The 25255-nt window shown below is 73.6% G+C and carries 22 protein-coding genes and 1 pseudogene; 6 read left to right on the forward strand and 17 right to left on the reverse strand.

What is annotated here, in order from left to right; all coding sequences use genetic code 11:
* Position 1: 1 nt before the first annotated feature.
* Together dnaJ and hrcA are read right to left on the reverse strand one after the other, a co-directional pair.
* A complete protein-coding gene (dnaJ, locus tag FHR78_RS01780; RefSeq protein ID WP_166758799.1) occupies positions 2-1111 on the reverse strand; it encodes a molecular chaperone DnaJ in 1110 nt (369 codons plus the stop codon).
* A gap of 78 nt (positions 1112-1189) precedes the next feature.
* Positions 1190-2212, reverse strand: a complete 1023-nt coding sequence (hrcA, locus tag FHR78_RS01785) for a heat-inducible transcriptional repressor HrcA (RefSeq protein ID WP_166758800.1) — start codon at positions 2210-2212, stop codon at positions 1190-1192.
* A gap of 252 nt (positions 2213-2464) precedes the next feature.
* Between hrcA and FHR78_RS01790 the strand changes: the two genes are divergently transcribed.
* Positions 2465-2947 carry a DUF4870 domain-containing protein gene (locus FHR78_RS01790; RefSeq protein WP_243861998.1) on the forward strand — a complete coding sequence of 161 codons (483 nt, stop codon included), beginning with the start codon at positions 2465-2467 and terminating at the stop codon, positions 2945-2947.
* An 86-nt stretch (positions 2948-3033) separates the two neighbouring features.
* On the opposite strand, the gene hemW is transcribed toward FHR78_RS01790, so the two are convergent.
* From hemW to FHR78_RS01815, 5 genes are all read right to left on the reverse strand, one after another.
* Positions 3034-4260 carry a radical SAM family heme chaperone HemW gene (gene hemW, locus FHR78_RS01795; RefSeq protein ID WP_166758801.1) on the reverse strand — a complete coding sequence of 409 codons (1227 nt, stop codon included), beginning with the start codon at positions 4258-4260 and terminating at the stop codon, positions 3034-3036.
* Between the two features lie 2 nt (positions 4261-4262).
* A complete protein-coding gene (locus FHR78_RS01800) occupies positions 4263-5015 on the reverse strand; it encodes a DUF1990 family protein (protein WP_166758802.1) in 753 nt (250 codons plus the stop codon).
* Positions 5016-5018: 3 nt separating this feature from the next.
* Positions 5019-6872, reverse strand: coding sequence for a translation elongation factor 4 (gene lepA, locus FHR78_RS01805; RefSeq protein ID WP_166758803.1), 1854 nt, complete (start codon positions 6870-6872; stop codon positions 5019-5021).
* A 71-nt stretch (positions 6873-6943) separates the two neighbouring features.
* Complete coding sequence (locus FHR78_RS01810; protein ID WP_166758804.1) at positions 6944-7243, reverse strand: DUF4190 domain-containing protein; 300 nt, start codon at positions 7241-7243, stop codon at positions 6944-6946.
* Positions 7244-7339: 96 nt separating this feature from the next.
* Complete coding sequence (locus FHR78_RS01815; RefSeq protein WP_166758805.1) at positions 7340-8527, reverse strand: pyridoxal phosphate-dependent aminotransferase; 1188 nt, start codon at positions 8525-8527, stop codon at positions 7340-7342.
* Positions 8528-8829: 302 nt separating this feature from the next.
* On the opposite strand from FHR78_RS01815, the gene rpsT reads away from it, so the two are divergent.
* On the forward strand, positions 8830-9090 hold the full coding sequence (gene rpsT / locus FHR78_RS01820) for a 30S ribosomal protein S20 (protein WP_166758806.1): 261 nt from the start codon (positions 8830-8832) through the stop codon (positions 9088-9090).
* A gap of 90 nt (positions 9091-9180) precedes the next feature.
* Here the strand turns inward: rpsT and holA are convergent, their stop codons facing one another.
* The 5 genes and pseudogenes from holA to FHR78_RS01845 all read right to left on the reverse strand — a co-directional run bounded on the left by holA (position 9181) and on the right by FHR78_RS01845 (position 17626).
* Positions 9181-10218, reverse strand: a complete 1038-nt coding sequence (gene holA, locus FHR78_RS01825; RefSeq protein ID WP_166758807.1) for a DNA polymerase III subunit delta — start codon at positions 10216-10218, stop codon at positions 9181-9183.
* 640 nt (positions 10219-10858) lie between these two features.
* Positions 10859-12649 (reverse strand): annotated as a pseudogene (locus tag FHR78_RS15715) (ComEC/Rec2 family competence protein); the annotation flags it as partial.
* Positions 12646-13350, reverse strand: coding sequence for a ComEA family DNA-binding protein (locus FHR78_RS01835; protein WP_166758808.1), 705 nt, complete (start codon positions 13348-13350; stop codon positions 12646-12648). The gene FHR78_RS01835 and the pseudogene FHR78_RS15715, both read right to left, overlap by 4 nt.
* A 91-nt stretch (positions 13351-13441) precedes the next feature.
* Positions 13442-16003: a leucine--tRNA ligase gene (gene leuS / locus FHR78_RS01840; protein WP_166759657.1), complete on the reverse strand. Its 2562-nt coding sequence runs from the start codon at positions 16001-16003 to the stop codon at positions 13442-13444.
* Between the two features lie 228 nt (positions 16004-16231).
* Positions 16232-17626, reverse strand: coding sequence for an anthranilate synthase component I family protein (locus FHR78_RS01845; RefSeq protein WP_166758809.1), 1395 nt, complete (start codon positions 17624-17626; stop codon positions 16232-16234).
* Positions 17627-17637: 11 nt separating this feature from the next.
* On the opposite strand from FHR78_RS01845, the gene FHR78_RS01850 reads away from it, so the two are divergent.
* On the forward strand, positions 17638-18438 hold the full coding sequence (locus FHR78_RS01850; protein WP_166758810.1) for an aminotransferase class IV: 801 nt from the start codon (positions 17638-17640) through the stop codon (positions 18436-18438).
* 43 nt (positions 18439-18481) lie between these two features.
* The gene (locus FHR78_RS01855; RefSeq protein WP_166758811.1) at positions 18482-19141 is read left to right on the forward strand and encodes a DedA family protein; all 660 of its coding nucleotides are present in this window, start codon (positions 18482-18484) and stop codon (positions 19139-19141) included.
* Between the two features lie 73 nt (positions 19142-19214).
* On the opposite strand, the gene FHR78_RS01860 is transcribed toward FHR78_RS01855, so the two are convergent.
* The 5 genes from FHR78_RS01860 to FHR78_RS01880 all read right to left on the reverse strand — a co-directional run bounded on the left by FHR78_RS01860 (position 19215) and on the right by FHR78_RS01880 (position 23273).
* Entirely contained in the window at positions 19215-20147 is a 933-nt protein-coding gene (locus FHR78_RS01860; protein ID WP_347878004.1) for an ABC transporter substrate-binding protein, read from the reverse strand.
* A complete protein-coding gene (locus FHR78_RS01865) occupies positions 20144-20884 on the reverse strand; it encodes an ABC transporter permease subunit (protein ID WP_166758812.1) in 741 nt (246 codons plus the stop codon). The genes FHR78_RS01860 and FHR78_RS01865 overlap by 4 nt, the downstream gene beginning before the upstream one ends.
* A complete protein-coding gene (locus FHR78_RS01870; protein ID WP_166758813.1) occupies positions 20881-21600 on the reverse strand; it encodes an ABC transporter permease subunit in 720 nt (239 codons plus the stop codon). Before FHR78_RS01870 ends, FHR78_RS01865 begins: the two co-directional genes overlap by 4 nt.
* Complete coding sequence (locus FHR78_RS01875; RefSeq protein ID WP_166758814.1) at positions 21597-22493, reverse strand: ABC transporter ATP-binding protein; 897 nt, start codon at positions 22491-22493, stop codon at positions 21597-21599. The genes FHR78_RS01870 and FHR78_RS01875 overlap by 4 nt, the downstream gene beginning before the upstream one ends.
* 132 nt (positions 22494-22625) lie before the next feature.
* Entirely contained in the window at positions 22626-23273 is a 648-nt protein-coding gene (locus tag FHR78_RS01880; protein WP_243861999.1) for a TetR/AcrR family transcriptional regulator, read from the reverse strand.
* A 109-nt stretch (positions 23274-23382) separates the two neighbouring features.
* On the opposite strand from FHR78_RS01880, the gene FHR78_RS01885 reads away from it, so the two are divergent.
* Positions 23383-24105 (forward strand): SOS response-associated peptidase, encoded by a 723-nt coding sequence (locus tag FHR78_RS01885; protein WP_166758816.1) that lies wholly within the window; start codon positions 23383-23385, stop codon positions 24103-24105.
* A gap of 59 nt (positions 24106-24164) precedes the next feature.
* Positions 24165-25217 carry an App1 family protein gene (locus FHR78_RS01890; protein ID WP_166758817.1) on the forward strand — a complete coding sequence of 351 codons (1053 nt, stop codon included), beginning with the start codon at positions 24165-24167 and terminating at the stop codon, positions 25215-25217.
* The last annotated feature ends 38 nt before the right edge of the window (positions 25218-25255 follow it).

A 25255-nucleotide genomic window follows, 5' to 3' on the forward strand; every position in this document is an offset into this window, starting at 1 on the left:
ATCAGAGGTGGAGGAACCGGTCGCGCAGCTTGCCGAAGAGGCCCTGCTGGAACTGCGACAGCTCGGGTGCGGCCGAGCGGCGACCCGAGGCGAACTTCTCGATCAGCTCGCGCTCCTTGTGGCTGAGCTTGGTGGGCGTCACCACCTGCACGCCGATCTTGAGGTCGCCGCGGCCCGTGCCGCGGAGCTTCGTGATGCCGCGGTCGCGGATGGTGATGACGTCGGCGCTCTGCGTGCCCGCCTTCAGCTCGACCTCGACCTCGCCGTCCAGGGTCTGCAGGGTCGTCTCCGTGCCCAGGATGGCGTCGGCCATCTGCACCTCGAGCGTCGCGAGCAGGTCGTCGCCGTCGCGGCTGTAGATGTCGTGGTGGCGCACCTTGACCTCGAGGTAGAGGTCGCCGTTGGGGCCGCCGGCCTGGCCGACCTCGCCCTGGCCGGGCAGCTGCAGCCGGATGCCCGTGTCGACGCCCGCGGGGATGTCGACGGGGATGGTGCGGCGCGCGCGCACGCGGCCCTGCCCCTGGCACGTGGGGCAGGGGTTCGGGATGACCGTGCCGTATCCGCGGCAGGTGCCGCAGGGGCTCGACGTCATGACGTTGCCGAGCAGCGACCGGACGGTGCGCTGGATCTGCCCGGAGCCGTGGCAGATGTCACAGGTCTGGGGCGAGGTGCCCGGTGCGCAGCACGACCCGTTGCAGGTCTCGCACAGCACGGCCGTGTCGACCTCGATGTCCCGGGTGGTGCCGAAGACGATCTCCTCGAGGTCGACCTCGAGGCGCAGCAGGGCGTCCTGGCCGCGCTCGCGACGCGACCGGGGCCCCTGGCGCTGACCCCCGCCTCCTCCGCCGAAGAACGCGTCGAAGATGTCGCCGAACCCGGCGGCCCCGCCCCCGCCGCCGAAGCCGGCCTGCGGGCCGAGGTCGTAGCGCTCGCGCTGCTGCGGGTCGCTCAGCACGTCGTAGGCGTGCGTGACGTCCTTGAAGCGCTCGGAGGCCTCGGGGCTCGGGTTCACGTCGGGGTGCAGCTCGCGGGCGAGCCGGCGGTACGCCTTCTTGATCTCGTCGGTCGTCGCGGACTTGTCGACTCCGAGCACGTCGTAATGATCTGCCACTTGTTCTCGTCTGCCTCTGGTGTCTGGGGGGGGGTGGTGTCGTACGGGCTGGTCAGGGGGCGCGGGGGGCGCGGGTCGTCAGCGCTCGGAGAGCAGCGACGACAGGTAGCGGGCCACCGCGCGCACGGCGGCCATGTTGGTCGAGTAGTCCATGCGCATGGGGCCCAGCACGCCGAGGCGCGCGACCTCGCTGCCGCTCGAGGTGTAGCCGCTCGCGAGGACCGACGCCTGGGAGAGGCCGAAGGAGGCGTTCTCGCGTCCGATGCTCGCGGCCACGTCGACCGCGTCGAGCTGCATCTCGCCGAAGAGGCGCAGCAGGGCCACCTGCTGCTCGATCGCCTCGAGCACCGGGTACAGGTCGCCGCTGAAGTCGTCGCCCGTGCGGACGAGGTTGGCGGCGCCCGCCATGACGAGGCGTTCTTGCCGCCCCGCGGCGAGCTGCTCGACGAGGCTCGCGACGACGAGGCCGACGGCGACGGCGTGCTCGGGGCGGAACCCCTCGTGCAGGTCGGCCAGCAGGGCGGCCGCCGCGCTCAGCTCGGTGCCGCCGACCGCCGCGTTCAGGGCCCGGCGCAGCTCGGCGAGGAACTCGTCGTCGACCGCCACGGGCAGCTCGACGAGACGCTGCTCGACCTGCCCGGCGTCGGTGATGAGCACCGTCATCACCCGCTTCTCGGCCAGGCTGACGAGCTCGACGTGCCGGACGCGCGCCCGGGAGAACGACGGGTACTGCACCAGGGCGACCTGGTTGGTGAGCTGCGAGAGGAGGCGCACCGTGCGCCCGAGGACCTCGTCGAGGTCGGCGGAGTCGCCCAGGAACGTCTCGATCGCCTGGCGCTGCGCGCCGCTGAGGGGTCGCAGGTCGGCGAGCTGGTTGACGAAGAGGCGGTAGCCCTTGTCGGTGGGCACGCGGCCCGACGACGTGTGGGGCGCCGCGATGAGCTCTTCTTCTTCGAGCAGCGCCATGTCGTTGCGGATGGTGGCCGCGGACACGCCGAAGTGGTGCCGCTCGACGATCGACCGCGAGCCGACCGGCTCGCGGGACGCGACGTAGTCGTGCACGATGACGCGGAGCACCTCGAGACCACGTTCCGAGACCACGACGCACCTCCCTCTCGCACGACCGGCGGCGGGGCACGTCACGACGACGACCCCGGCCTGCTGGCACTCGTCCTGTCCGACTGCCAATCCTACGTCACGTCGCTGCCGAGGCCTACTCGACCCGCACCTCCTGCCCTAAGCTCGCCGTGACGCCCGCCGGACGACCTCGTCCGGCCGGGGCGGCCGACACCGACCGGCGCGACGCCCGCGCGTGCGACCCGGTCGGGCCCACGACGACGAACAGGTGAGCAGATGACCGACACCCCTCCCGCCCAGCCGAACGACCCGCAGGGCGCCGGCTGGGGCCAGCAGCCCGGCCAGCCCGGCCCGCAGCAGCCCGCCTGGGGCCAGCAGCAGCCCGGCCAGGGCCAGCAGCCCGGCTACGGCGCCCCGCAGGCGCCCCAGCAGATGCGTCCCGAGGACGAGAAGCTCTGGGCCACCCTCGTGCACGTCGGCGGCATCCTGCTCAGCTTCGTCGCGCCCCTGGTCGGCTACCTCGTGCTCAAGGACCGCGGCCCGTTCGTGCGCGAGCACACGCGCGTCGCCCTCAACTTCCAGCTGACGATGCTCATCGCGTACCTCGTCGGCGGGGCCACGTCGTGGCTCGGTATCGGCGTGCTCATCACGCTGGCCGCCGGCATCGTCGTGATCGTCTTCGGCATCATCGCCGCCCTCGCGGCCAACCGCGGCGAGTACTACAAGTACCCGCTGACGATCGAGTTCATCAAGGCGTAGCCCGCCGCCGCACGTCGCCGAGGCGCGTCTCCCCCACCAGGGAGGCGCGCCTCGCGTCGTGCGGGAGACCGCTCGTCGGGACGACGTCAGACGGGCAGCAGCCGGCGCACCACGGCGTCGGCCATGAGGCGGCCCGTGCGGGTGAGCACGACCCGCCCGGCGAGGGCGTCGCGGCCCTCGACCCAGCCGTCGGCGATGAGGCCCGCGACGGCGGCCCGGCCCTCGGCGTCGAGGTCGGCGGTCGGCAGGCCCTCGCGCATCCGGACCGCGAGCAGGACGCGCTCGACCCGGCGCGTCTCGGCGTCGAGGGTCTCGCGGCCCGCCCCCGGCGACTCCCCCGCGGCCATCCGCTGGCCGTAGGCGGCCGGGTGCTTGACGTTCCACCAGCGCACGCCGCCGACGTGGCTGTGCGCGCCGGGCCCGACGCCCCACCAGTCGTGGCCCTGCCAGTACGACAGGTTGTGCCGCGAGCGGTGCTGCTCGTCACGGGCCCAGTTGCTGACCTCGTACCAGCCGTATCCCGCGGCGGCGAGGCGGTCGTCGGCCAGCTCGTACATGTCGGCGGCCGTGTCGTCGTCGGGCTGGGCGACCTCGCCGCGACGGATCTGCCGCGCGAGCTTCGTGCCGTCCTCGACGATCAGCGAGTACGCCGACAAGTGGTCGGGCTGCTGCTCGAGCGCCACGTCGAGCGACCGCGACCAGTCGTCGAGCGTCTCGCCGGGCGTGCCGTAGATGAGGTCGAGGCTCACGTCGAGCCCGGCGTCGCGGGCCCACCGCACGACGAGCGGCACGCGCTCGGGGTCGTGGGTGCGCTCGAGGGTGGCCAGCACGCTCGGCACCGCGGACTGCATGCCGAAGCTGACACGGGTGAAGCCGGCCGCCGCCAGGGCCTCGAGGTAGGCCGCGTCGACCGAGTCGGGGTTGGCCTCCGTCGTCACCTCGGCGCCGGGGACGAGGCCCCACGTGTCGACGACCGACCCGAGCATGGCGGCGAGGTCGCCGTGCGGCAGCATCGTGGGCGTGCCGCCGCCGAAGAAGACGGTCGAGACGGGGCGAGGAGGCAGGCCGGCGCCCTCGAGGACGCGACCGGCCAGGTGCACCTCGGCCACCGCCTCCTGGGCGTAGTCGTCACGGCGGGCGCCGCGGAGCTCGTCGCCCGTGTACGTGTTGAAGTCGCAGTAGCCGCAGCGCACCCGGCAGAACGGCACGTGCAGGTAGACGCCGAGGTTGCGGTCGGCGACGCCGTCGACGACCGACGACGGCAGGGAGCCGTCGACGGGCGCGGGGTCGCCGAGGGGAAGGGCCCCGGGCACCGTCAGTCGCCCGACCGGCGCGAGCCCGGCTCGCGGATCTCGTCGTCGTGCGCGGCCTCGGCGGCGGCCTCGAGGTCGACGTCGCCCTCGGCGGGCACGTCGGGCTCGGCCAGGCTCAGCGCCCGCAGGTAGCGACGGGTGTACATCGCCTGCTGGCGGCGCATGAAGGGCTCGACGAGCTTCCAGCGCCAGTTGCTCGGCCGTGAGAACGACCGGATCGACAGCCAGACCGAGCCGTCGTCGGTCTGGTCGACGACCCAGCTCTCTTCGCCGCTCTCGGGGTGCCCCTCGAGCGTGCCGTAGGCGAAGCCCTTGCGACGCGGCTCGTCGACCACGTAGACGACGCGGACGGGCGCCTTGACGCTGCGGCCGTACGCCGAGATCGAGAGGGTCGCGGTCGTGCCGGCCGTGAGGAACGGGGTGCCGTCGGGGGCGAAGCGCGTCTCGTCGCGGCCCTGCTCCCAGTGCGCCGGGTCGACGGGCACGCCGTCGTCGTCGAACGTGACGGGGTGGTACGCGCCCTGCTCGACGGGAGGGACGGAGTCGACCCGCACCTCGATGCCGCTGCGCTCCTGGATCTTCCACGTCATCGTGGCCATCCACGCCGCCTCGAAGCGCGCGTCGCCGTGGCCGACGCGGGTGCGGTACTCGGCCGGTCGGAAGCCCGTCGGCGGGTACTGCATGAGGTCGGGCGCCTGGGTCGCGCCGACCTCGCCGTAGGTCGTGCGCGTCTCGGTGTAGGACGATCGGCGCATCGGCTACTTCTTCTCTTTCTTCGCCTCGGTGTCCCCGCTCAGGGCGGCGATGAACGCCTCCTGGGGCACCTCGACGCGGCCGATGGTCTTCATGCGCTTCTTGCCCTCCTTCTGCTTCTCGAGCAGCTTGCGCTTGCGGCTGATGTCGCCGCCGTAGCACTTGGCGAGGACGTCCTTGCGCATGGCGCGGATGCTCTCGCGGGCGATGATGCGCGCGCCGATGGCGGCCTGGATGGGCACCTCGAACTGCTGGCGCGGGATCAGCTCGCGCAGGCGGCCCGTCATCAGCACGCCGTAGGCGTAGGCCTTGTCGCGGTGCACGATGGCACTGAAGGCGTCGACCTGCTCGCCCTGCAGCAGGATGTCGACCTTGACGAGGTCGGCCTCCTGGTCGCCGACGGGCTCGTAGTCGAGGCTCGCGTAGCCGGCCGTCTTCGACTTGAGGCTGTCGAAGAAGTCGAAGACGATCTCGCCGAGGGGCATCGCGTAGCGGATCTCGACCCGGTCCTCGCCGAGGTACTCCATGCCGAGGAGGTTGCCGCGCCGCTGCTGGCAGAGCTCCATGATGACGCCGACGTAGTCCTTCGGGGCGAGGATCGCCGCCTTGACCATGGGCTCGCTGACGCTGGCGATCTTGCCGCCGGGGAACTCGCTCGGGTTCGTCACCGTGACGGTCTTCTTGTCGTCGGTCGTGACCTCGTAGACCACGCTGGGCGCGGTCGTGATCAGGTCGAGGCCGAACTCGCGCTCGAGGCGCTCGGTGATGATCTCGAGGTGCAGCAGGCCGAGGAACCCGCAGCGGAAGCCGAAGCCCAGCGCCACGCTGGTCTCGGGCTCGTAGACGAGGGCCGCGTCGGACAGCTTGAGCTTGTCGAGGGCCTCGCGCAGGTCGGGGTAGTCGCTGCCGTCGATCGGGTACAGGCCCGAGTAGACCATCGGGAGCGGCTCGACGTAGCCGGGCAGCGCCTCCGTCGCGGGCTTGGCGGCCGTGGTGACCGTGTCGCCGACCTTCGAGAGCCGGACGTCCTTCACGCCGGTGATGAGGTAGCCGACCTCGCCGACGGAGAGGCCGCCGCTGGGCGTGGGCTCGGGCGACGAGACGCCGATCTCGAGGATGTCGTGCGTCGACTTCGTCGACATCATCTGGACCTTCTCGCGAGGGTGCAAGGTGCCGTCGATCATGCGGATGTACGTCACGACGCCGCGGTAGCTGTCGTAGACCGAGTCGAAGATCATCGCCCGGGGCGAGGCGTCGAAGTCGCCCGTCGGCGACGGGATGCGGTCGACGACGCGGTCGAGCAGCTCGGTGACGCCGACGCCCGTCTTGCCGCTCACCCGGAGCACGTCGGCCGGGTCGCCGCCGATGAGGCTCGCGAGCTCGGCCGCGTACTTCTCGGGGTCGGCCGCGGGCAGGTCGATCTTGTTGAGCACGGGGATGATCTCGAGGTCGTTCTCGAGGGCGAGGTAGAGGTTCGCCAGGGTCTGGGCCTCGATGCCCTGCGCGGCGTCGACGAGCAGGATGGCGCCCTCGCAGGCGGCCAGCGACCGGCTGACCTCGTAGCTGAAGTCGACGTGGCCCGGCGTGTCGATCATGTTGAGCGCGAAGGTCTGGCCCTCGCGCTCCCACGGCATGCGCACGGCCTGGCTCTTGATGGTGATGCCGCGCTCGCGCTCGATGTCCATGCGGTCGAGGTACTGGGCGCGCATCGCCCTGTCCTCGACGACGCCGGTGATGCCCAGCATGCGATCGGCGAGCGTCGACTTGCCGTGGTCGATGTGCGCGATGATGCAGAAGTTGCGGATGTGCTCGGGCGCGGTCTTCGCCGGCTCGAGTGCACGGGGTGCTTGGGGGCTCACACGGTCCTCTGGGGGTGGCGGGCGGTTGTCGAGACGATTCTCCCACGCCGCGCCCGCCGACCGCGTCCCCGTCAGCCGAGGAGGTGCAGGAGACCGACCGGGACGGCCACGACCAGGCCGACCAGCAGCACCGCGAGGCTGCCGAGCAGCATCACGGCCGACGAGATCACGCCGACGAGCGCCATCGTGCGGCCGTCGGGCTCGCGCCGGCGTGCGACGAGGCCGAGGACGAGGCCGACGACGGGGACGACCAGCGTGAAGCCGAGCGCCACGGACGCGATGCCGAGCACGAGGCTCGTGACGCTGAGCGGCGAGTGGAGCCCGCCGGTCGCGGCGGGGGCGGTGGTGGGGAGCGGTGCCTGGTTCGTCATGTCGTCGAGCCTACGAAGGAGGCGGCGGGCGGCTGAAGGGGGCTGGCCCCCGGATCGGGACGGGGGCGTCCCCGACGGCCGGCCCGGCCCCGGGCGTCAGTCGGCGGTGACGACGGTGGAGGCGGGAGCCGGCGACGCGGCCTCGCCGGGGGCGGGCAGCGCGCGCAGGCCCCGCTCGATCACCTCGGGAGCCGCGGCCAGGCAGATGCGGATCCAGCCCTCGCCGGAGCGGCCGAAGGCGCTGCCCGGCGCGACTGCGACCCTCTCCTCGAGGAGGAACCGCTCGGCCCAGCCCGCCACGTCGCCCTGGGAGGCGTGGCTCACGTCGATCCACAGGTAGAAGGCGCCCTGCGGGTCGAGGTGGGCGATGCCCCGCTCGGCCAGCAGCGCCGTCGCGAGCTCGAGGTTGCGCCGGTAGTGCTCGCGCGCCTCCGAGACCGGTCCGTGGTCGCCCGTGACGGCGGCGAGGGCCGCGTGCTGGTCGGGCTCGGCGACGCAGCTGATCATCGCCTCCTGGACGGTGCGCATCGTCGGCGCCAGCCCCCGGGGCGTGACCAGGTAGCCGACGCGGACCCCGGTCATGGCGTACGTCTTGCTCAGGGAGAACGCGCTGAAGACCCGGTCGTCGGCGTCGAGCGACGCGATGCTCACGTGGGGCGTGCCGTAGGTGAAGTACTCGTAGACCTCGTCGCTGATCACCCAGAGGTCGTGCCGCGCCGCGAGGTCGAGCAGGCCCTGGAGCACCTCGCGCGGCCAGACCACGCCGAGGGGGTTCGAGGGCGAGTTGACGACGACCGCACGGGTGCGCTCGGTGACCGACGCCTCCAGCTGCTCGAGATCGGGGAGGAACCCGCGGTCGGGCGACAGGGCGTAGGGCACGGGCACCGCGTCGAGCATGTGCGCGTTCATCGAGAAGGTCGTGTAGCCGGGGTCGGGCACGAGCACCTCGTCGCCCTTCGCCAGGACGAGGCCCATGGCCTGGTACAGCGCCTGCGTCGCGCCCACCGTGACCCAGACCTGCTCGACGTCGACGTGCATGTCGTTCTCGCGGGCCAGCTTGGCCACGAGCGCCTCGCGAAGGGGCGCGATGCCGCCGTTCGGCGTGTAGCCGGTGCGGTCCTCGCTCCAGGCCCGGCGGGCGGCGTCGCCGACGTGGCGCGGGACGGGGACGTCGGGCTCGCCGATGACGAGCATGGCGACGTCGTCCAGGCCGGCGGCGATCTCGAACACCCGTCGGATGCCCGAGGCGGGGACGGACGCGATGTGCGGGGCGAGCGAGGGCATGACGGCACCGTACTACGGGCGACACGCCAGCCCGCCGGGGGTCGGGAGCGCCCGGCCGGGACGCCCTATCATTGAGAGTCGGGCGACGTGCTGGTACCGTTGCCTGTTGGCTTGCGCGGAACGTCTGTCGTGACGGATCGCGAACGCAGCCGAGAGCCGCTCCGGTGGCACCACCGGCGGCAGTCCGGGCAGGGTCCGTCCCTCCCGGTCGGCTCGCAGCACCACCTCACAGAACCGTCCCCCGGGCGGGCGCGGCACCAGAGCGCCCCACGCCCCGACACACGAAACAGGAAGTAGCGAACGTGGCGAACATCAAGTCGCAGATCAAGCGCATCGGCACCAACAAGAAGGCCCAGGACCGCAACAAGGCCGTCAAGAGCGAGCTCAAGACCGCGATCCGCGCCGCCCGCGAGGCCATCGTCGCCGGCGACAAGGAGAAGGCCACCTCGACGCTGGCCCTCGCCTCGAAGAAGCTCGACAAGGCCGCCAGCAAGGGCGTCATCCACAAGAACCAGGCCGCGAACCGCAAGTCGGCGATCGCGAAGCAGGTCGGCGCTCTCTGAGTCCCGACACCCGAGCGCTCTGCGCTCACCGCGAAGGGCCCCGTCTCGATCGAGACGGGGCCCTTCGCGTCGTGGCCGGCCGCGCGCCGGTCAGCGGCCGACGGCGCCGCGGGTGGCGACGGTCGTGACCATGCGCTCGAGGGCGTAGATCGCGTCGCGCTGCGCGCCCTTGACGGCGGCGTCCGTCTCGGCGAGCAGCTCGATGCAGCGGCCGAGGCCGTCCTCGCTCCAGCCGCGCACGTCGCGCTGGGCCCGCTCGACCTGCCACGGTGCCATGCCCAGCCGCGACGCGAGCTGGCCCGACGGGCCGTAGACGCCCTGGACCTTGGCCATGGTGCGGATCTTCATGGCGAAGGCCGCCACGACGGGCACGGGGTCGGCCCCCGACGACAGCGCGTGCCGCAGCAGCACGAGCGCCTCGCCCTGCCGCCCCGCGATCGCCGCGTCGGCGACCTTGAAGGCGTTGGTCTCGACCCGGCCGGCGTAGTACTTCTCGACCGTCGCCTCCGTGATCTCGTCCGCCGCGTCGGAGATGAGCTGCTGGCAGGCGCTGGCGAGCTCGGCGAGGTCGTCCGAGAACGCGGTCACGAGGGCGCGCAGGGCGCCGCCGGTGACGCGTCGGCGCGCGGCGGAGAACTCGCCCGCGGCGAACTCGTGCTTCTCGGTGTCCTTCTTGAGCTCGGTGCAGACGACCTCGACGCCGCCGCCGACGCCCGCGCGGACGGTGTCGAGCAGCTTCTTGCCGCGGACTCCCCCGCCGTGGCGGAGCACGAGGTACGTGTCGTCGGCGGGCGCCTCGAGGTAGCGCAGCGTCTCGGTGAGGAACGCGTCGGTGCACTTCTCGACCGAGACCACCCGCAGGAGGCGCGGCTCGGCGAACAGGGACGGGCTCGCCAGCGTGATGAGCTCGCCCGGCTGGTAGTGGTCGGCCTCGAGGTCGTGCACCTCGAGGCTCGGGTCCTCTGCGACGAGCTGGTCGCGGAGCTGCCGCACGGCCCGGTCGGCGAGGAACTGCTCGGGACCGCTGACGAGCACGACCGGCGCGGGGCGGACGGCGTGCCAGGCGACCTGGTCGATCGCGACGCTCGTCTTCTTCGCGGTGGTCTTGCCGGTGGTTCTCGCGGCCACGGTGCTCCTCGTGTCGGGGGCTGACGCCCGACGGCCAGACTACCGGCCAGCTCCGACGCCGCCGCCGGGCACCGGCGGGTGCGTGCCGACGCCAGAGCCGGAGCCCGTCGTCGTCGGACGAGACCGCGGCGTCGCCGTCGAGGTCGGTCCTCGTGACCGTCGCCCCCGCCTCCTCGACCAGGTCGAGCGTCTCGCGTCTCGGGTGCCCGTAGCCGTTGTCCGCCCCGACCCCGACGAGGGCGACCCGGGCGCCGGCGGCCCGGTAGAGGGCGGCGTGCTGGTCCGCCGAGCCGTGGTGCGACACCTTGACGACGTCGACGCCGGTCAGCTCGGCGCCCGCGGCGGACAGGAGCCGCCGCTGCGGCGACTCGGCGAGGTCGCCGAGGTCGAGGAGGGACAGGCACCCCGCGGCGCACCCGGCCCGCGGCCGCCAGAGGGTCACGACGCTCGCGTCGTTGCCGGCCGTGACGCCGGCCGCCGACCCGGACGGCCAGAGGACCGTCCAGCCGAGGTCGCCCAGGACGCCGCCGAGGCCCGCACGGGCGTCGACCACCTCGGCCCCTGCCGCGGCGAGGGAGTCGACGAGCCGCTCGTCGGCCGGCCGGCCGGTCGGGCCGACGAGCACGCGGTCGACCCGGCCCACCACGACGGCGGCGGCGCCCACGTGGTCGGCGTCGAAGTGGGTGAGCACCAGCAGGTCGACGCGGTCGACGCCGAACCGGCGCAGGCAGCCGCGGAGCGCCTCCTCGTCGTCGCCGACGTCGACGAGCGCCGTCCGTCCCGCGCTGCGGACCAGCACCGCGTCGCCCTGCCCGACGTCGCACTGGGCGACCGCCCAGTCGTCGGGCACGGCGGCGCGCTCGCCCGCGCGCACCCCGGCGACCCCGCCTCCGGCGACCACGAGGCCCCCGGCCAGCAGGAGCGCCAGCACCCGCCGGGTCGGGCCCGCCGACCGGGCCAGCACCGCCCCGGCCGCCAGCACGGACAGCCCGACCAGCACGGCGACGCCGAGCGCTCCCCCGGGCCACTCCACCCGGGCCAGGGGCCAGGAGGCGACCGACCGGGCGACGGCCCCGATCCACGACGCGGGCACCCACGCCGCGCGGGCGGCGAGCTCGGCGAGCCCCGGTGCCCAGGGCGCGGTCGCGCAGACGACCAACCCGCCGACGGTGGCGAGGGGCGCGGCCGGCTCGGCCAGGACGTTGGCGACCACCCCGTGCACCGCCAGGTGGGGGTCGAGCAGCAGGAGCACCGGCTGGCACGCGAGCTGTGCCGCGGCGGGCACGGCGAGCACCGCCGCGAGCGGCCGGGGCAGCACGCGGCCGAGCAGGTCGGCCGTCGGCCGGGCGAGCACGACCAGGCCCGCCGTCGCCAGGACCGACAGGGCGAACGCGAGGTCGCGCGCCAGCCACGGGTCGACGACGAGGAGACCGGTGACGGCCAGCGCGACGACGGGCAGCCCGGACACGGGCCTGGCCGCGGCGAGGTGCCCCAGCACGACCAGCGCCATGACCGTGGCACGGACGATGCTCGGCTCGGGGGTGACCAGCACGACGAAGGCGACCAGGAGGACAGCCGCCGACACGAGCCGGAGCAGGCGCGGGACGCCGAGGGCCCCGCCGACCAGCATCACGAGGGCCACCAGGACGGCGCAGTTCGAGCCCGACACGGCCGTGAGGTGCGAGAGGGACGATGCCTTCATCGCCTCGTCGAGGCCCTCGTCGACGGCGGAGGTGTCGCCGACGGCGAGGCCGGGCAGGAGCCGCCCCCCGTCGCCGGGCAGCTCGGCGGCGACCGCCCGGAACCCTGCGCGCACCGAGTCGGCCAGGCCTGCGGCACCCGTGGGGAGCTCGCCCGGCTCGACCTCGCCGCGCGCCGCCGCGACGAACGCGACGTCGTCGCCCGGCTCGACGGGCAGCACCGAGACCCTGGCCGTCAGCAGCTGCCCGACCTCGATCGTCGTGCCCTCGGGCACGCGCGGGCCGAGCAGGAGGAACGACGCCCGCCCCCGCCAGACGACGGCACCGCCCACCACGACCTCGCGCACCGTGACGGGCACCGCCGTCGTGTCGCCGACGACCCGACCCCGGGCCTCGCCGCGCACCTCGGCCGCGTGGCCGGCGAGCCTGACGAGAACGTCCGGGTAGCGGACCTGCTGCCGCACGGCCGCCCCGGCGAGCACGAGTCCGGCGACCAGGGCGGCCAACGCGACGAGCGCGGCCAGGGACGCGACGGCGGGGACGGACCTCTCGGCCCGGCGTGCCCGACCGCCCGTGACGACCGCCCCGGCGGCTGCCCCGGCGCCCGCCACGAGGAGGGCGGCGACCAGGACGCCGTGCAGCCCGGGCCGCGGCAGGGCGAGGACGAGCACCAGCCACGACGCGCCTGCGGGGAGGGCCCAGCGGAGGTCGACCGGCGTCGGCGGTCTCACACCGTGACCAGGGGCCGGAGGGTCTCGAGCGTCTTCTCGCCGATCCCGCTGACGTCGAGCAGGTCGTCGACCGACCGGAAGGAGCCGTTCCGGCGCCGCCAGTCGAGGATGGCCGCCGAGGTGGCGGGGCCGACCCCCGGCAGAGCCTCGAGCTGAGCCGCGTCGGCGGCGTTGAGGTCGACGAGGCCGCCCGTCCCGCCCGCGGCCCCCGACCCCTGGGCGGCGGCCCCGCCTGCCCCCGGCGATCCCTGCCCGACGACACCCGGCACCGTCTCCCCCGCCGCGGGCACGTAGAGCTGCTCGCCGTCGACGAGCGGCCGCGCGAGGTTGACCGCACCCTGGTCGGCGTCGGCGGCGAAGCCGCCCGCGGCCGCGACGACGTCGACGACGCGGGCCCCGGGCGCCAGCTCGTAGAGCCCGGGCAGGGCCACCCGGCCGTGGACGTGCACGAACACCGCGGGCCCCGGCGTCGCGGCCTGGTCGCCGGCCGCGCCTCCGACGACGCCCTCGGCCCCCGACGACGGTGAGGGGCCCGACGTGACGGCGACCTCGCCCGCGCCGCCCCGGGTCGCGACCGCGGAGACGGCCACGACGACGACGAGCACCACCAGCACGAGCACGACCACGGCGCCGATCCCGACGCGCCAGCGGGGCCCGCGCGGCGCCGCCGGGTCGGGCGCGGAGCGGAAGTCGACGACCATGCCCCGACGGTAGGAGGCGCGGTGCGGGAACCGCAGACGACGACGGCCGCCCTGGGGAACCAGGACGGCCGGTCGGCGATGGGGAGGAGCGCTACTTCACCGCGATGTTGACGAGGCGCGGCGCCCGCACGATGACGTTCACGATCTGCTTGTCGCCGATCGCGCGCTGCACCGCGGCGGAGTCGCGCGCGAGGGCCTCGAGCTCGTCGGACGAGATCTTCGGCGAGACCTCGAGGCGGTCGCGGACCTTGCCGTTGACCTGCACGACGGCCGTGGTGCTCGTCTCGACGAGCAGCGTCGGGTCGGCCCGGCGCCAGCCGTGGTGGGCGACGCCCACGCCGTCGTAGCCGAGCAGCTCCCACATCTCGGACGCCGTGTACGGCGCGAAGAGGGAGAGCCCGAGGGCCACCGTCTCGGTCGCCTCGCGGACCGCCGGGTCGGAGGCGCCGGCACCGGTGTCGATCGTCTTGCGGACGGCGTTGACCAGCTCCATCAGGCGGGCGACGACGACGTTGTACTTGAACGCCTCGCTGAGCCCGGGCGCCTCGGCCAGGAACCGGTGCGTGACCCGGCGGAGGGCCTGGTCGCCGTCGGCCCAGACCACGTCGCGGGGGCTGTCGACGTCGGTCGCCAGGCGGTACGCGCGGGCCAGGAACTTCGCCGACCCGGCCGGCGACACGTCGGCCCAGTCGATGTCGTCCTCGGGCGGCCCCGCGAAGGCCATCGTGAGGCGGATCGCGTCGACGCCGTGCTTCGCGATCTCGTCGGACAGGCTGACGACGTTGCCCTTGCTCTTGCTCATCTTCGCGCCGTCCTGCAGCACCATGCCCTGGTTGAGCAGGGCGCTGAAGGGCTCGGTGAAGTCGACGTGGCCGAGGTCGAAGAGGACCTTGGTGATGAAGCGCGCGTAGAGCAGGTGCAGGATGGCGTGCTCGACGCCGCCCACGTACTGGTCGACGGGGGCCCACTTGCTCGCCTGGGCCGGGTCGAAGGCGCGCTCGGAGTCGGTCGGGTCGAGGAACCGCAGGAAGTACCACGAGCTGTCGACGAAGGTGTCCATCGTGTCCGCGTCGCGGCGGGCGGGCGAGCCGTCGCGCGGGTCGGGCACGTTCACCCAGTCGGTCGCCGCGCCGAGGGGCGAGCTGCCCTTCGGCTTGAGGTCGAGCCCCTCGGTCGAGGGCAGCAGCACGGGCAGCTGGTCTACGGGCACGGGCACCTCGACGCCGTCGGCGCCGTGCACGATCGGGATGGGCGTGCCCCAGAAGCGCTGGCGCGAGATCAGCCAGTCGCGCAGGCGGTAGGTCTTCGCGGCCTTGCCGGCGCCGGTCTGCTCGAGCAGCTCGATCACGCGCTTGATCGCGTTCGACTTGCTGAGCCCCGTCAGCGGCCCCGAGTTCATGAGGCGGCCCTCGCCGGTCAGCGCGACGCCGGTCGTCGCCGGGTCGAGGTCGGGCAGGTCGTCGGGCAGGATCGCCTGGCCGTCGTCGTCGAGCTGCAGCTTCGGGATGACGCCCGTCACGGGCGCGTTCGTGTCGACGACCACGCGCACCGGCAGGTCGTACTTGCGGGCGAAGTCGAGGTCGCGCTGGTCGTGCGCCGGGACGGCCATGACCGCGCCGTGGCCATAGTCGGCGAGCACGTAGTCGGCCGCCCAGACCGGCATGGGGTCCCCCGTGACCGGGTTCACGGCGACACGGCCGAGGGGCACGCCCGTCTTGGGCCGCTCGCTCGACTGGCGCTCGATCTCGGTGGCCTTCTGCACCTCGACGAGGTACGAGGCGAACGCCTCCTTGACGTCGTCCGTCGCCTCGGCGACGAGCTCGGCCGCGAGGTCCGAGTCGGGCGCGACGACCATGAACGTGGCGCCCCAGAGGGTGTCGGGCCGGGTCGTGAACACCGTCACCGGCTCGTCGCGCCCCTCGATCTCGAAGCGAACGTCGGCGCCGATCGACCGGCCGATCCAGTTGCGCTGCATGTTCAGCACCTTGGTCGGCCAGCGGCCCTCGAGCTGGTTGAGGTCGTCGAGCAGGCGGTCGGCGTAGTCGGTGATCTTGAAGTACCACTGCGTCAGCTTCTTCTTGACGACGACCGCGCCCGAGCGGTCCGAGGTGCCGTCGGCCAGCACCTGCTCGTTCGCGAGCACGGTCTGGTCGACCGGGTCCCAGTTGACCCAGCTGTCCTTGCGGTAGGCCAAGCCCTTGTCGTACATCTGCAGGAACAGCCACTGGTTCCACTTGTAGTACTCGGGGTCGCTGGTGTGCAGCACGCGGTCCCAGTCGAACGAGGGCGCGTAGAGCTTCATGCTCGACTTCTGCTGCTCGATGTTCGCGTAGGTCCACTCGCGCGGGTCGACGCCGCGCTTGATGGCGGCGTTCTCGGCGGGCAGGCCGAAGCTGTCCCAGCCGATCGGGTGCAGCACGTTGAAGCCCTGCTGGCGCCAGTAGCGCGTGACCATGTCGCCGAGCGCGTACTGCTCGGCGTGCCCCATGTGCAGGTCGCCCGAGGGGTACGGGAACATGTCGAGGATGTACTTGCGCGGCCGCACGTCGTCGGGGTCGACGGCGAAGGGCTTCGCCTCCTCCCAGATGGCCTGCCACTTCTGCTGCAGGCGCGCGGGGTCGTACGCGTGCTCCGTCTCGCCGTCGCCGGGCACCGGCGCGGTGGGCGCCGGCGACTCGGGCGCCGGGGTGGTGGGCGCCTGGTCGGCGGACGGTGTCGTGTCGTGCTCGTGGGCCACGGGACTCTCAATCGCTGCGGTGGGGAGGAGGACGCCCGAGGCGCCCCGAGGGGGACGCGCGCGCGGTCCGTCGTCCAGGGTAGCGGGCGACCGAGCCCGCCACGGCACGGTCGCCGGCGTGACGACGGGAGCCGAGGAGGCGCGTCACGGGACCGCGTCGAGCACCCGCAGCAGGGCGGCCGCCTTGAGCAGCGCCTCCTCGAGCTCGTGCGACGGCACCGACGACGCCGTGACACCGCCGCCCACGCCGACCGTGGCCCGGGCGGGCCGTCGCGGCGTCGCCCGCTCGACCACCACGGAGCGGATGGCCATCGCCAGCGAGGCGCTGCCGTCGAGCCCGAACCGCCCGACCGCGCCGGCGTAGACCCCTCGGGGCCTGCCCTCCCATCCCGCCAGCAGCTCGACGGCCCGGCGCTTCGGCGCACCCGTCATCGAGCCGGCGGGGAACGTCGTCTCGACGGCGTCGAGCGCGGTACGGCCGGGGGCGAGGACGGCGCTCACCGTGCTGACGAGCTGGTGCACGTGGCGGTACGACCGCACCGCGAACAGCTCGGTGACGGCGACCGTGCCGGGCGCCGCCACCCGGGTGAGGTCGTTGCGGACGAGGTCGACGATCATCAGGTTCTCGGCGAGCTCCTTCTCGTTCGCCCGCAGCTCCGCGGCGGCCGCCGCGTCCGTGCCCGGGTCGCTCGACCGGGGCCGCGTCCCCTTGATCGGCGAGGACGAGACCGCCCCGTCGACGTCGACCCGGAGGAACGACTCGGGCGACGCCCCCAGCACCGCCGTCGGGCCGACGCGGACGAAGGAGGCGTGGGGCGCCGGCGACGATCGCCGCAGCCGCCGGTAGACCGCGAGGTCGTCGAGGTCGCCCTCGACCGTCATGGTGGTCGTGAGGCACAGCACGTACGCGTCGCCGTCGGCGATCGCCCGCTGGCACCGGGCGACGAGCGCGAGGTACGCGGCGTCGTCGTGCTGGCGTCGGGCCCGGCGCGGGCCGTCCAGTGACGGCGCGGACGCCGACGCGTCGGCATCGACGGCCACGACCTCGGCCACGTCGTGCCAGGCCCGCGCGACGTCCGACAGCCACCGGTCGTCGCCCAGGACCACCGCCTCCACCGTCCGCGCGCCGTGGTCGAAGACCAGGGCCCGGTCGGCGAGCAGCAGGGCGAGGTCGGCCGGCCCGTCGGGGTCGACGACGAGCCCGGCCGTGACCGAGGGAGGCGCGCCCCGGCCCGCCCCGACGGTCGCGTCCCGGTCGAGCAGCCAGGTGCCGACGCCGTAGCCGAGCCAGCCGGTCGGCCCGAGCGGGTCGGCGTCCGTGCGGCCGTCGGCGAGCACGGCACGGAGCTCGGCCCACGCGGCGGGCAGCTCGTCCGGGCCCGACGCGGTCAGGGCCGGCCCCCACGCGACCACCGACCGGCCGGTCGAGGCGCCCGGCCCCGCGTCGTCCCACGACACGTCGCCCTGGCCGCCGAGGGCGACGACGACGGCCTCGGGGTCACGCCACGGCAGCGGACGACGGTGGACCGGGAGGCGCATACCCTGAGTGTATGAGCCGTGGCGAGACCCTCCGGTGGCGCGAGGGCGCCCTGACCGACCCGATCGACGACGAGGCCGCGGCCGAGGGCGACCGGCTGCTCGTCGCCGACTCGTGGCTCGTGCTCGACGGCGCCGTCCGGGCCCTCGACGTGCACCGCGACCGCTTCGTCTCGTCCGTGGCCGCGACCGGCCTCGCCGACGACGCCGAGGCGTTCTGGGACGCGGTCGTGGACCGGCTGCCGCGGGACGGCGCCTGGTTCCCCCGCGTCGAGCTCGTGCGCCCCGGCGGCTCGGACCGGCCGGAGCTGCGGGCGAGGCTGCGGCCCGCGCCCGAGCGCACGAGGTCGGTGCGCGTCGCGACCGCCGGGCACGACCCCCGCACGACGCCCGGGGTGAAGGGGCCCGACCTCGGGGCCCTCGCCGGGCTCCGGGCCGACGCCGCGGCCCGCGGCGCGGAGGAGGCGGTCATCCTCTCCCCCGAGGGCCACGTCGTCGAGGGCGCCTGGAGCTCGCTCGTCTGGTGGCGCGGCGACTCGCTCTGCACCCCCGCCGACGACCTGCCGCGGCTGCCCGGCGTCACGTCGCGCACCGTCCTCACGCTGGCCGCCGTCCTCGGCGTCGACGTGCTCCACGACCGCACCACGCCCGACGAGCTCGACGGCGCCGAGGTCTGGTCGCTGAGCGCGCTGCACGGGGCCCGCATCGTCACGGGCTGGGTCGACGGTCCCGCCACGGCGGAGCAGCCCGGGCGCCTGGCCGTCTGGCAGGGCCGGCTCGACGCCCTGCGGCGGCCGTTGCCCGCCGTGCGCTGACCGACCAGCCGCCTGCCGGGCGACGGTCGATAGGCTCGCGCGGATGAACGACCTGCTCACCGGACTGCTCGACCTCGTGCAGTCGGTCGACCCGCTCCTCCGGACCCTGCTCGCCGGGCTCGCGATGGTGCTCGAGACGAGCGTGCTGCTCGGGCTGCTCGTCCCCGGCGACACGGTGGCCGTCGTGTCGGCGACCGCCGTCGTCGGCCCGCTCGAGTTCGCGGCCCTCGTGGTCGCGCTGGTGCTCGGCGCGCTCACCGGCGAGAGCATCGGCTTCGCCCTAGGCAGGCACTTCGGGCCCGCGATCCGGCGCAGCAGGCTCGGCCGGCGCCTGGGCGAGGCCAACTGGGTCCGGGCCGAGACCTACCTCGCGCGACGGGGCGGCGTCGCCGTCTTCGTGTCGCGGTTCCTGCCCGTGCTGCACTCGCTCATCCCGCTGACGGTGGGCACGAGCCCCATGCGCTACCGGACGTTCCTCGCCTGGACCGCCCCCGCATGCCTGCTCTGGGCCCTCGCCTACGTCTCCGTCGGCGCCGCGGCCGCCGGCAGCTACCGCGAGCTCGCCGACCGCCTGCACGGCGCCGGGTACGTCTTCGTCGGCATCGTCGTCGCGTTCGCGGTCGTCGTCCTGCTCGTCAAGCGGCTCGTGCACCGCCGCGAGGAGAGGCACATGGGCGAGCACCCGGCCGACGACGAGGCCTGAGCCCGGTCGCGTCGCCCGGGACGACGGAGGGGCCGGGCACGTCGTGCCCGGCCCCTCCTGTGCTCGTCGTCGGTCAGCCGACGAGGCCCTTGCTCTCGAGGAAGTCCTTGGCGATGCTGCCCTCGGACTCCTTGTCGGTCTGGCTCTTCGAGTTCATCTCCTGCAGGTCGGCCGAGGTCAGCGCCGCGTCGACCGCGTCGATGATGTCCTGGGCGCCCTGGTCGACCTTGTCGGAGACGATCGGCACCACGTTCTGCGGCAGGATCATGTTCTCCGGGTCGTCGAGGGTGACGAAGTCGTTCTCGACGATCAGCGGGCTGGCCGAGTAGAGGTCGGCGATCTGCACGCTGCCGTCGGACAGCGCCTTGGCCGTCAGCGGGCCGCCTCCGTCGTCGATCGGGGTCGACGTCACGTCGACGCCGTAGATGCTCTTCAGGCCGGGAGGGCCGTACGGGCGGTCGACGTTCTCGGGCGGGGCGCCGAGGGCGATGGTGCCCGAGTAGTCCTTGAGGTCGGCGAGGCTCGTGATGCCGTTCTGCTCGGAGAACTCCTTCGTCACGTTGTAGCTGTCCTGGTCGGTGGCCTCGGCCGCGGTCAGGCTGGTGAGGCCGTCGGGCAGCGCGTCGGCGAGGGCCGACTCGACTTCGTCGGGCGTCTTGGCCGTCGTCTCGGCGTCGTAGAACTGCAGCAGGTTGCCGCTGTACTCGGGGAACACGTCGATGCTGCCGCTCTCGAGCTCGGGCAGGTACACCTCGCGCTGGCCGATGTCGTACTGGCGGTCGACCGTGTAGCCGCCGTCCTCGAGCGCCTGCGCGTAGAGCTCGGCGATGATCTTGTTCGAGTAGTACTGCTGCGACCCGATCACGAGTGCGTCGGACGACGACGCCGTGTCGTCGGACCCGCTGCTGAGAGGGTCGCTCGACGAGCACCCTGCCAGGGCCACCACGGCCCCGATCGCGACTGCACCGAGAACGGTGAACCGGCCTTTCTTCGCTGTGTTGATCACTGTGTTCCTTCCTGGAGGGGTGTTGCGGTGCCCGGGGCGCGTCGGGTGACGCGCGCGCGGGAGTCGGTGGGGCGCCCGGCGGTGACGCCGGCGGGCACGACGAGTCGCTGGACGACCGAGAAGGCGAGCTCGAGCACGACGGCCAGGGCGATCACGAGGATCGAGCCGGCGAGCATGGTGCCGTAGTCGTTCGAGCGGAGGCCGGTGATGATGTAGCTGCCGAGGCCGCCCGAGCCGACGATGGTGGCGAGGGTCGCCGTGGCCACGACCTGCAGCACGGCCGACCGGATGCCGCCGATGAGCAGGGGCAGGCCCAGCGGCACCTCGACCTGCGTGACGATCTGCCACTCCGTCATGCCGACGGCGCGGGCGGCGTCGACCGTGCGCCGGTCGACCGCCTCGAACCCCGCGTAGGCGCCGGCCAGCACGGACGGGACGGCGAGGATGACGAACGAGACCATGGGCGCCGTCAGGCCGATGCCGACCCAGCCGGCGATGAGCGTGATGACGCCGAAGGTCGGCAGGGCACGGGCGCCGCCCGAGACGGCGACCGCGATCGCGCGCCCCCGGCCGGTGTGGCCGATGGCGAAGCCGACGGGCACGGCCACGACGGACGCGAGCGCGACGGCGACCACGGAGTACCAGAGGTGCTCGCCCAGGCGGGTCGGGATGCCGTTCGAGCCGGCCCAGTGGGCCGGGTCGAGGACGAAGGCGAAGGCGTCGGCGAAGAAGTTCACGACCGGACCGCCTCTCGGGGCGCCGAGGCCGCGTCGGTCGAGGCGGCGCGGGCCGACGACCGCCTCGAGGAGGCGCGGCGCGGCCGTCCGGGACGGCTCCAGGGCATGAGGGCGCGGCCCAGCAGCACGAGCAGCCCGTCGAGCACGAGGGCCATGACGATGGTGAGTACGATGCCCGCGAGGATCTCCTCCGGGATGTCGCGCTGGAACCCGTCGATGAAGAGCAGCCCGAGGCCGTTGACGCCGAGCACGCCGCCGACCGTGGCGAGGCTGACCGTGCTGACGACCACGACGCGGAGGCCGGCGAGCATGACCGGGCCCGCCAAGGGGAACTCGACGCGCCAGAACCGCTGCCAGCTCGAGTAGCCGACCGCGGTCGCCGACTGTCGGACGTCGGCCTCGACGGACCCGAGGGCGTCGGCGACCGACCGGACCATGAGGGCGATCCCGTACAGCGTCAGGCCGATGACGATGTTGACCGGGCTGCGGAGCGACGTGCCGACGATCGCCGGCAGCGCGACGAACAGCGGCAGCGACGGGATCGCGTAGAACAGCCCGGCCACCGTGAGGATGCCCCGCGACGCCCGGTAGCGCGCGGCCAGCCAGCCGACGGGCAGCGACACGACGAAGGCGAGGATGACGGGCGGCACGCTCAGTGCCAGGTGCACGAGCGTCTTGTCCCAGATGTAGTCGGCGTTCGACCAGATCCAGTTCACGACGCGTGCCCACCCTGCGCCGGGGCACCCGGCGCCGTGACGGCGCCGGCCTCGCTCGGGGTGGCCTGCGGCACCGTGACCGGGCCGGTCAGCACGCCCGTCGTGCGCCCCTCCTCGTCGACGACGACCTGGCCGGTCGCGGTCTGCTCGATGTGCAGGGCCCGCTTGCCGCGGTTCGACCCGACGAAGTCGGCGACGAAGTCGCTGGCCGGGGCGGACAGGATCTCGGCGGGCGAGCCCTTCTGGGCGATCTTGCCGCCCTTCTCGAGGATGACGACCTGGTCGCCGAGCAGGAACGCCTCGTCGATGTCGTGCGTGACGAACACGACCGTCTTGTCGAGGTCGCGCTGCAGCCGGACCAGCTCGCGCTGCAGGTCGGCGCGGACGAGCGGGTCGACGGCGCCGAAGGGCTCGTCCATCAGCAGGATGTTCGGGTCGACGGCGAGGCCGCGGGCGACGCCGACGCGCTGCTGCTGGCCTCCGCTGAGCTGGCTCGGCCAGCGCTCGGCGAGCGACCGGTCGAGGCCGACCGTGTCCATGAGCTCGAGGGCGCGCGCCCGTGCCTCCCGCTTGGGGACGCCCTTGAGGACGGGCACCGTCGCGATGTTGTCGACGACGCGGCGGTGCGGCAGCAGGCCCGAGTTCTGCATGACGTAGCCGATGCTGCGCCGCAGCGCGACGGGCTCGAGCCCGCCGATCTCGTCGCCGTCGATCTCGATCGAGCCGCTCGTCGCGTCGACCATGCGGTTGACCATGCGGAGGATCGTGGTCTTGCCGCAGCCGCTCGACCCCACGAACACCGTGGTCTGGCGGGAGGGGATGACGAGGCTGAAGTCGTCGACGGCCAGGGTGCCGTCCGGGTACTGCTTGGTCACCGAGCGGAACTCGATCATGGGTGGCTCATTCCTCGTGGGCAGCACGAATCGACACTTGCCAGTCACGACATCGAACCACAAAGCCCCCCGCGGGGCCTGCCCCCGGTGGTCGGCCGTTCGCAGAACGGCCTGCCGCCGGGTCGGGAGCCGTCAGCGGACGGTGAGGTGCGCCTCGAGGTAGGCCTTCGAGACGCGCCGGCACTCGTCGACGAAGCGCTCGTCGCCGGCGCCGCCGGAGAGGAACGCCCGCGCCAGGAGCGACACGCCGATCTCGACGACGACCTGGACGGCCAGCTCGGACTCGGCGTCGCGGACCACGCCGAAGCGCTGCTCGAAGAGGCCGAGCACCGCCTCGGCGAACGGGCTGAGGGTCGACGTGGCCTGGGGCGAGCCCGCGTCGGGCGCGTCGCTGAACCGGATCGCCCGGAAGCCGGGCTCGTCGCGGTAGAGCGCCACCTTGGCGTCGACGACGAGGTCGACGGCGCGGCGCCAGTCGTCGACGTCCTCCGCCTCGAGGGCCTCGGCGACGCGGTTCGTGAGCCGCTGGACGCAGCGCAGCGCGAGGGCGTCGACGACCGCGATGCGGTCGGGGAAGTACCGGTAGACGGTCCCGATCGACGCGCCGGCGCGCTCGGCGACCATGGCCGTCGTCAGTCGCTCGTAGCCGATCTCGTCGATGATCGCCGCGGCCGCGTCGAGCAGGCCGGTGAGGCGCGCCGAGCTGCGCGCCTGGACCGGCTCGTTCCTGAGCAGAGACGAGCCCCCGGGCAGTGCGTCGTGGACGTCGGTGACGAGCAAGGGGTTCTCCTTCGTGGGGCGTCGCCGTGGCGACGTGGTGCGGGCGGCGCCGGTCGTGTCAGGGCGTCGCTGCCGACCGATGACGGTCGCAGCCGGGAGAATGGGTCGCATGTGCGGACGATTCGTGATGGCTCGTGCCTCGAGCGACCTGGTGGCCCTGTTCGACGTCGACGTCTCGGGCGACAGTCTCCCAGACCCTTCCTGGAACATCCCTCCGACCCGCCCGGTGACCGTGCTGATCGACGCAGCCCCGCGCGGCGACGACGCGGGCGGCCCGCCCGTGCGCCGTCTCGCGGCGGCCCGGTGGGGCCTCGTCCCCTCGGGCTCGGACGGCCCGTCGGCTCCCCCGGTGTTCAACGCGCGCTCCGAGACGGCGGCCGAGAAGCCGATGTTCCGCGAGGCGCTCGCCTCGCGGCGGGCCCTCGTGCCCGCCACGGGGTGGTACGAGTGGCAGACCCTGCCCGACGGGGGCAGGCGACCGGTGGCGGTGCGCCTGCCCGACGACGAGGTCCTGCTGTTCGCCGCCCTCTACGAGTGGTGGCGCGACCCCCGGGCCGAGGTGGGGTCGCCGTCCCGGTGGCTGTTGTCGACCACGGTGCTGACCCGCGCCTCCTCGGGTCCCGTCGCCGAGGTGCACGACCGCATGCCGGTGCTCGTGGGCGCCGACGTCATGGACGACTGGCTCGACCCGGAGGCCGAGGGCGACGACGACCTGCTGCAGGGCGTCGCCGGGCTGTCCGACGAGATCGCCTCGCGCCTCGTCGTGCACGAGGTCTCGCCCGACGTCGGGTCGGTGTCGAACGACTCGCCGTCGCTGCTGCTGCCGGTCTGAGGTCGCCCGCCCACGACGCCCGCGGAGACGCGGCCGGGCGACCGTGGGAGGATGACGGAATGCCCGACCCCCGAAAGCCGGCCCCCGCCGCTGTCGAGCCCCTCCTGCACCGGGCGGCGCGCATCGAGAACTCCGTCCACCGGTTCCGCGAGAAGCGTGCGCGCAAGCGCGGGCTCCTCCCCACGATCGTCCCGTACACGGGCTACGGCTCGAGCGGGTGGGTGCGGGTGCTGTCGCGCGTGCTCCTCACCCGGACCGGCACCCTCGACGGGGCCGACCGGTCGAACGTGCGCGGCTGGCGCAGCTTCACGAGCGTCCCGGTCGAGCACGCCGTCGTCGAGGTCACGATCGGGGGCCGCACGCAGTCGGTGACCACCGACCGCGGCGGCGTCCTCGACGTCCGGCTCGAGTCGGACCTCGCCCCCGGCTGGCACGTCGTGACGATCACGACCGAGGGCTCGCTGCCCGTGGAGGCGCCGGTGGCCGTGATCGACCCGGACGCGCGGTTCGGCATCGTCTCCGACATCGACGACACGGTGATGGTGACGTCGCTGCCCCGCCCGCTCCTCGCCGCCTGGAACACCTTCGTGCTCAACGAGCACGCCCGCCGCCCGGTGCCCGGCATGGCGGTGCTGTACGAGCGCCTCCACGCCTCGGCCGCGGGGTGCCCGGTGGTGTACCTGTCGACGGGCGCCTGGAACGTCGCGCCCACCCTCTCGCGGTTCCTGTCGCGCAACCTCTACCCGCGGGGCCCGCTGCTGCTCACCGACTGGGGGCCCACGCACGACCGGTTCTTCCGCAGCGGACGGCTGCACAAGCAGGGGTCGCTCGACCGCCTGGCCGAGGAGTTCCCCGGGCTGCGCTGGCTGCTCGTCGGCGACGACGGCCAGCACGACGAGGAGCTCTACGGCCGGTTCCTCCGCGACCACCCCGAGAACGTGGCCGCCGTCGCGATCCGCGAGCTGTCGCCGAGCGAGGCCGTGCTCGCCGGCGGGCGCTCCCGTTCCGAGCACGCGCTCGGCACCGACGTCGCCTGGGTGTCCGCGCCCGACGGGGCCGGCCTCTGGGACCAGCTGACGACCGCCGGCGTCGTGACGGCCCGCCGCGACTGAGCACCACCGGCAGCGTCGTCGCCCTCCTCTGACGGGAA

Origin of the sequence: Frigoribacterium faeni (assembly GCF_011761235.1) — a bacterium.
GTDB lineage: Bacteria > Actinomycetota > Actinomycetes > Actinomycetales > Microbacteriaceae > Frigoribacterium > Frigoribacterium faeni_A.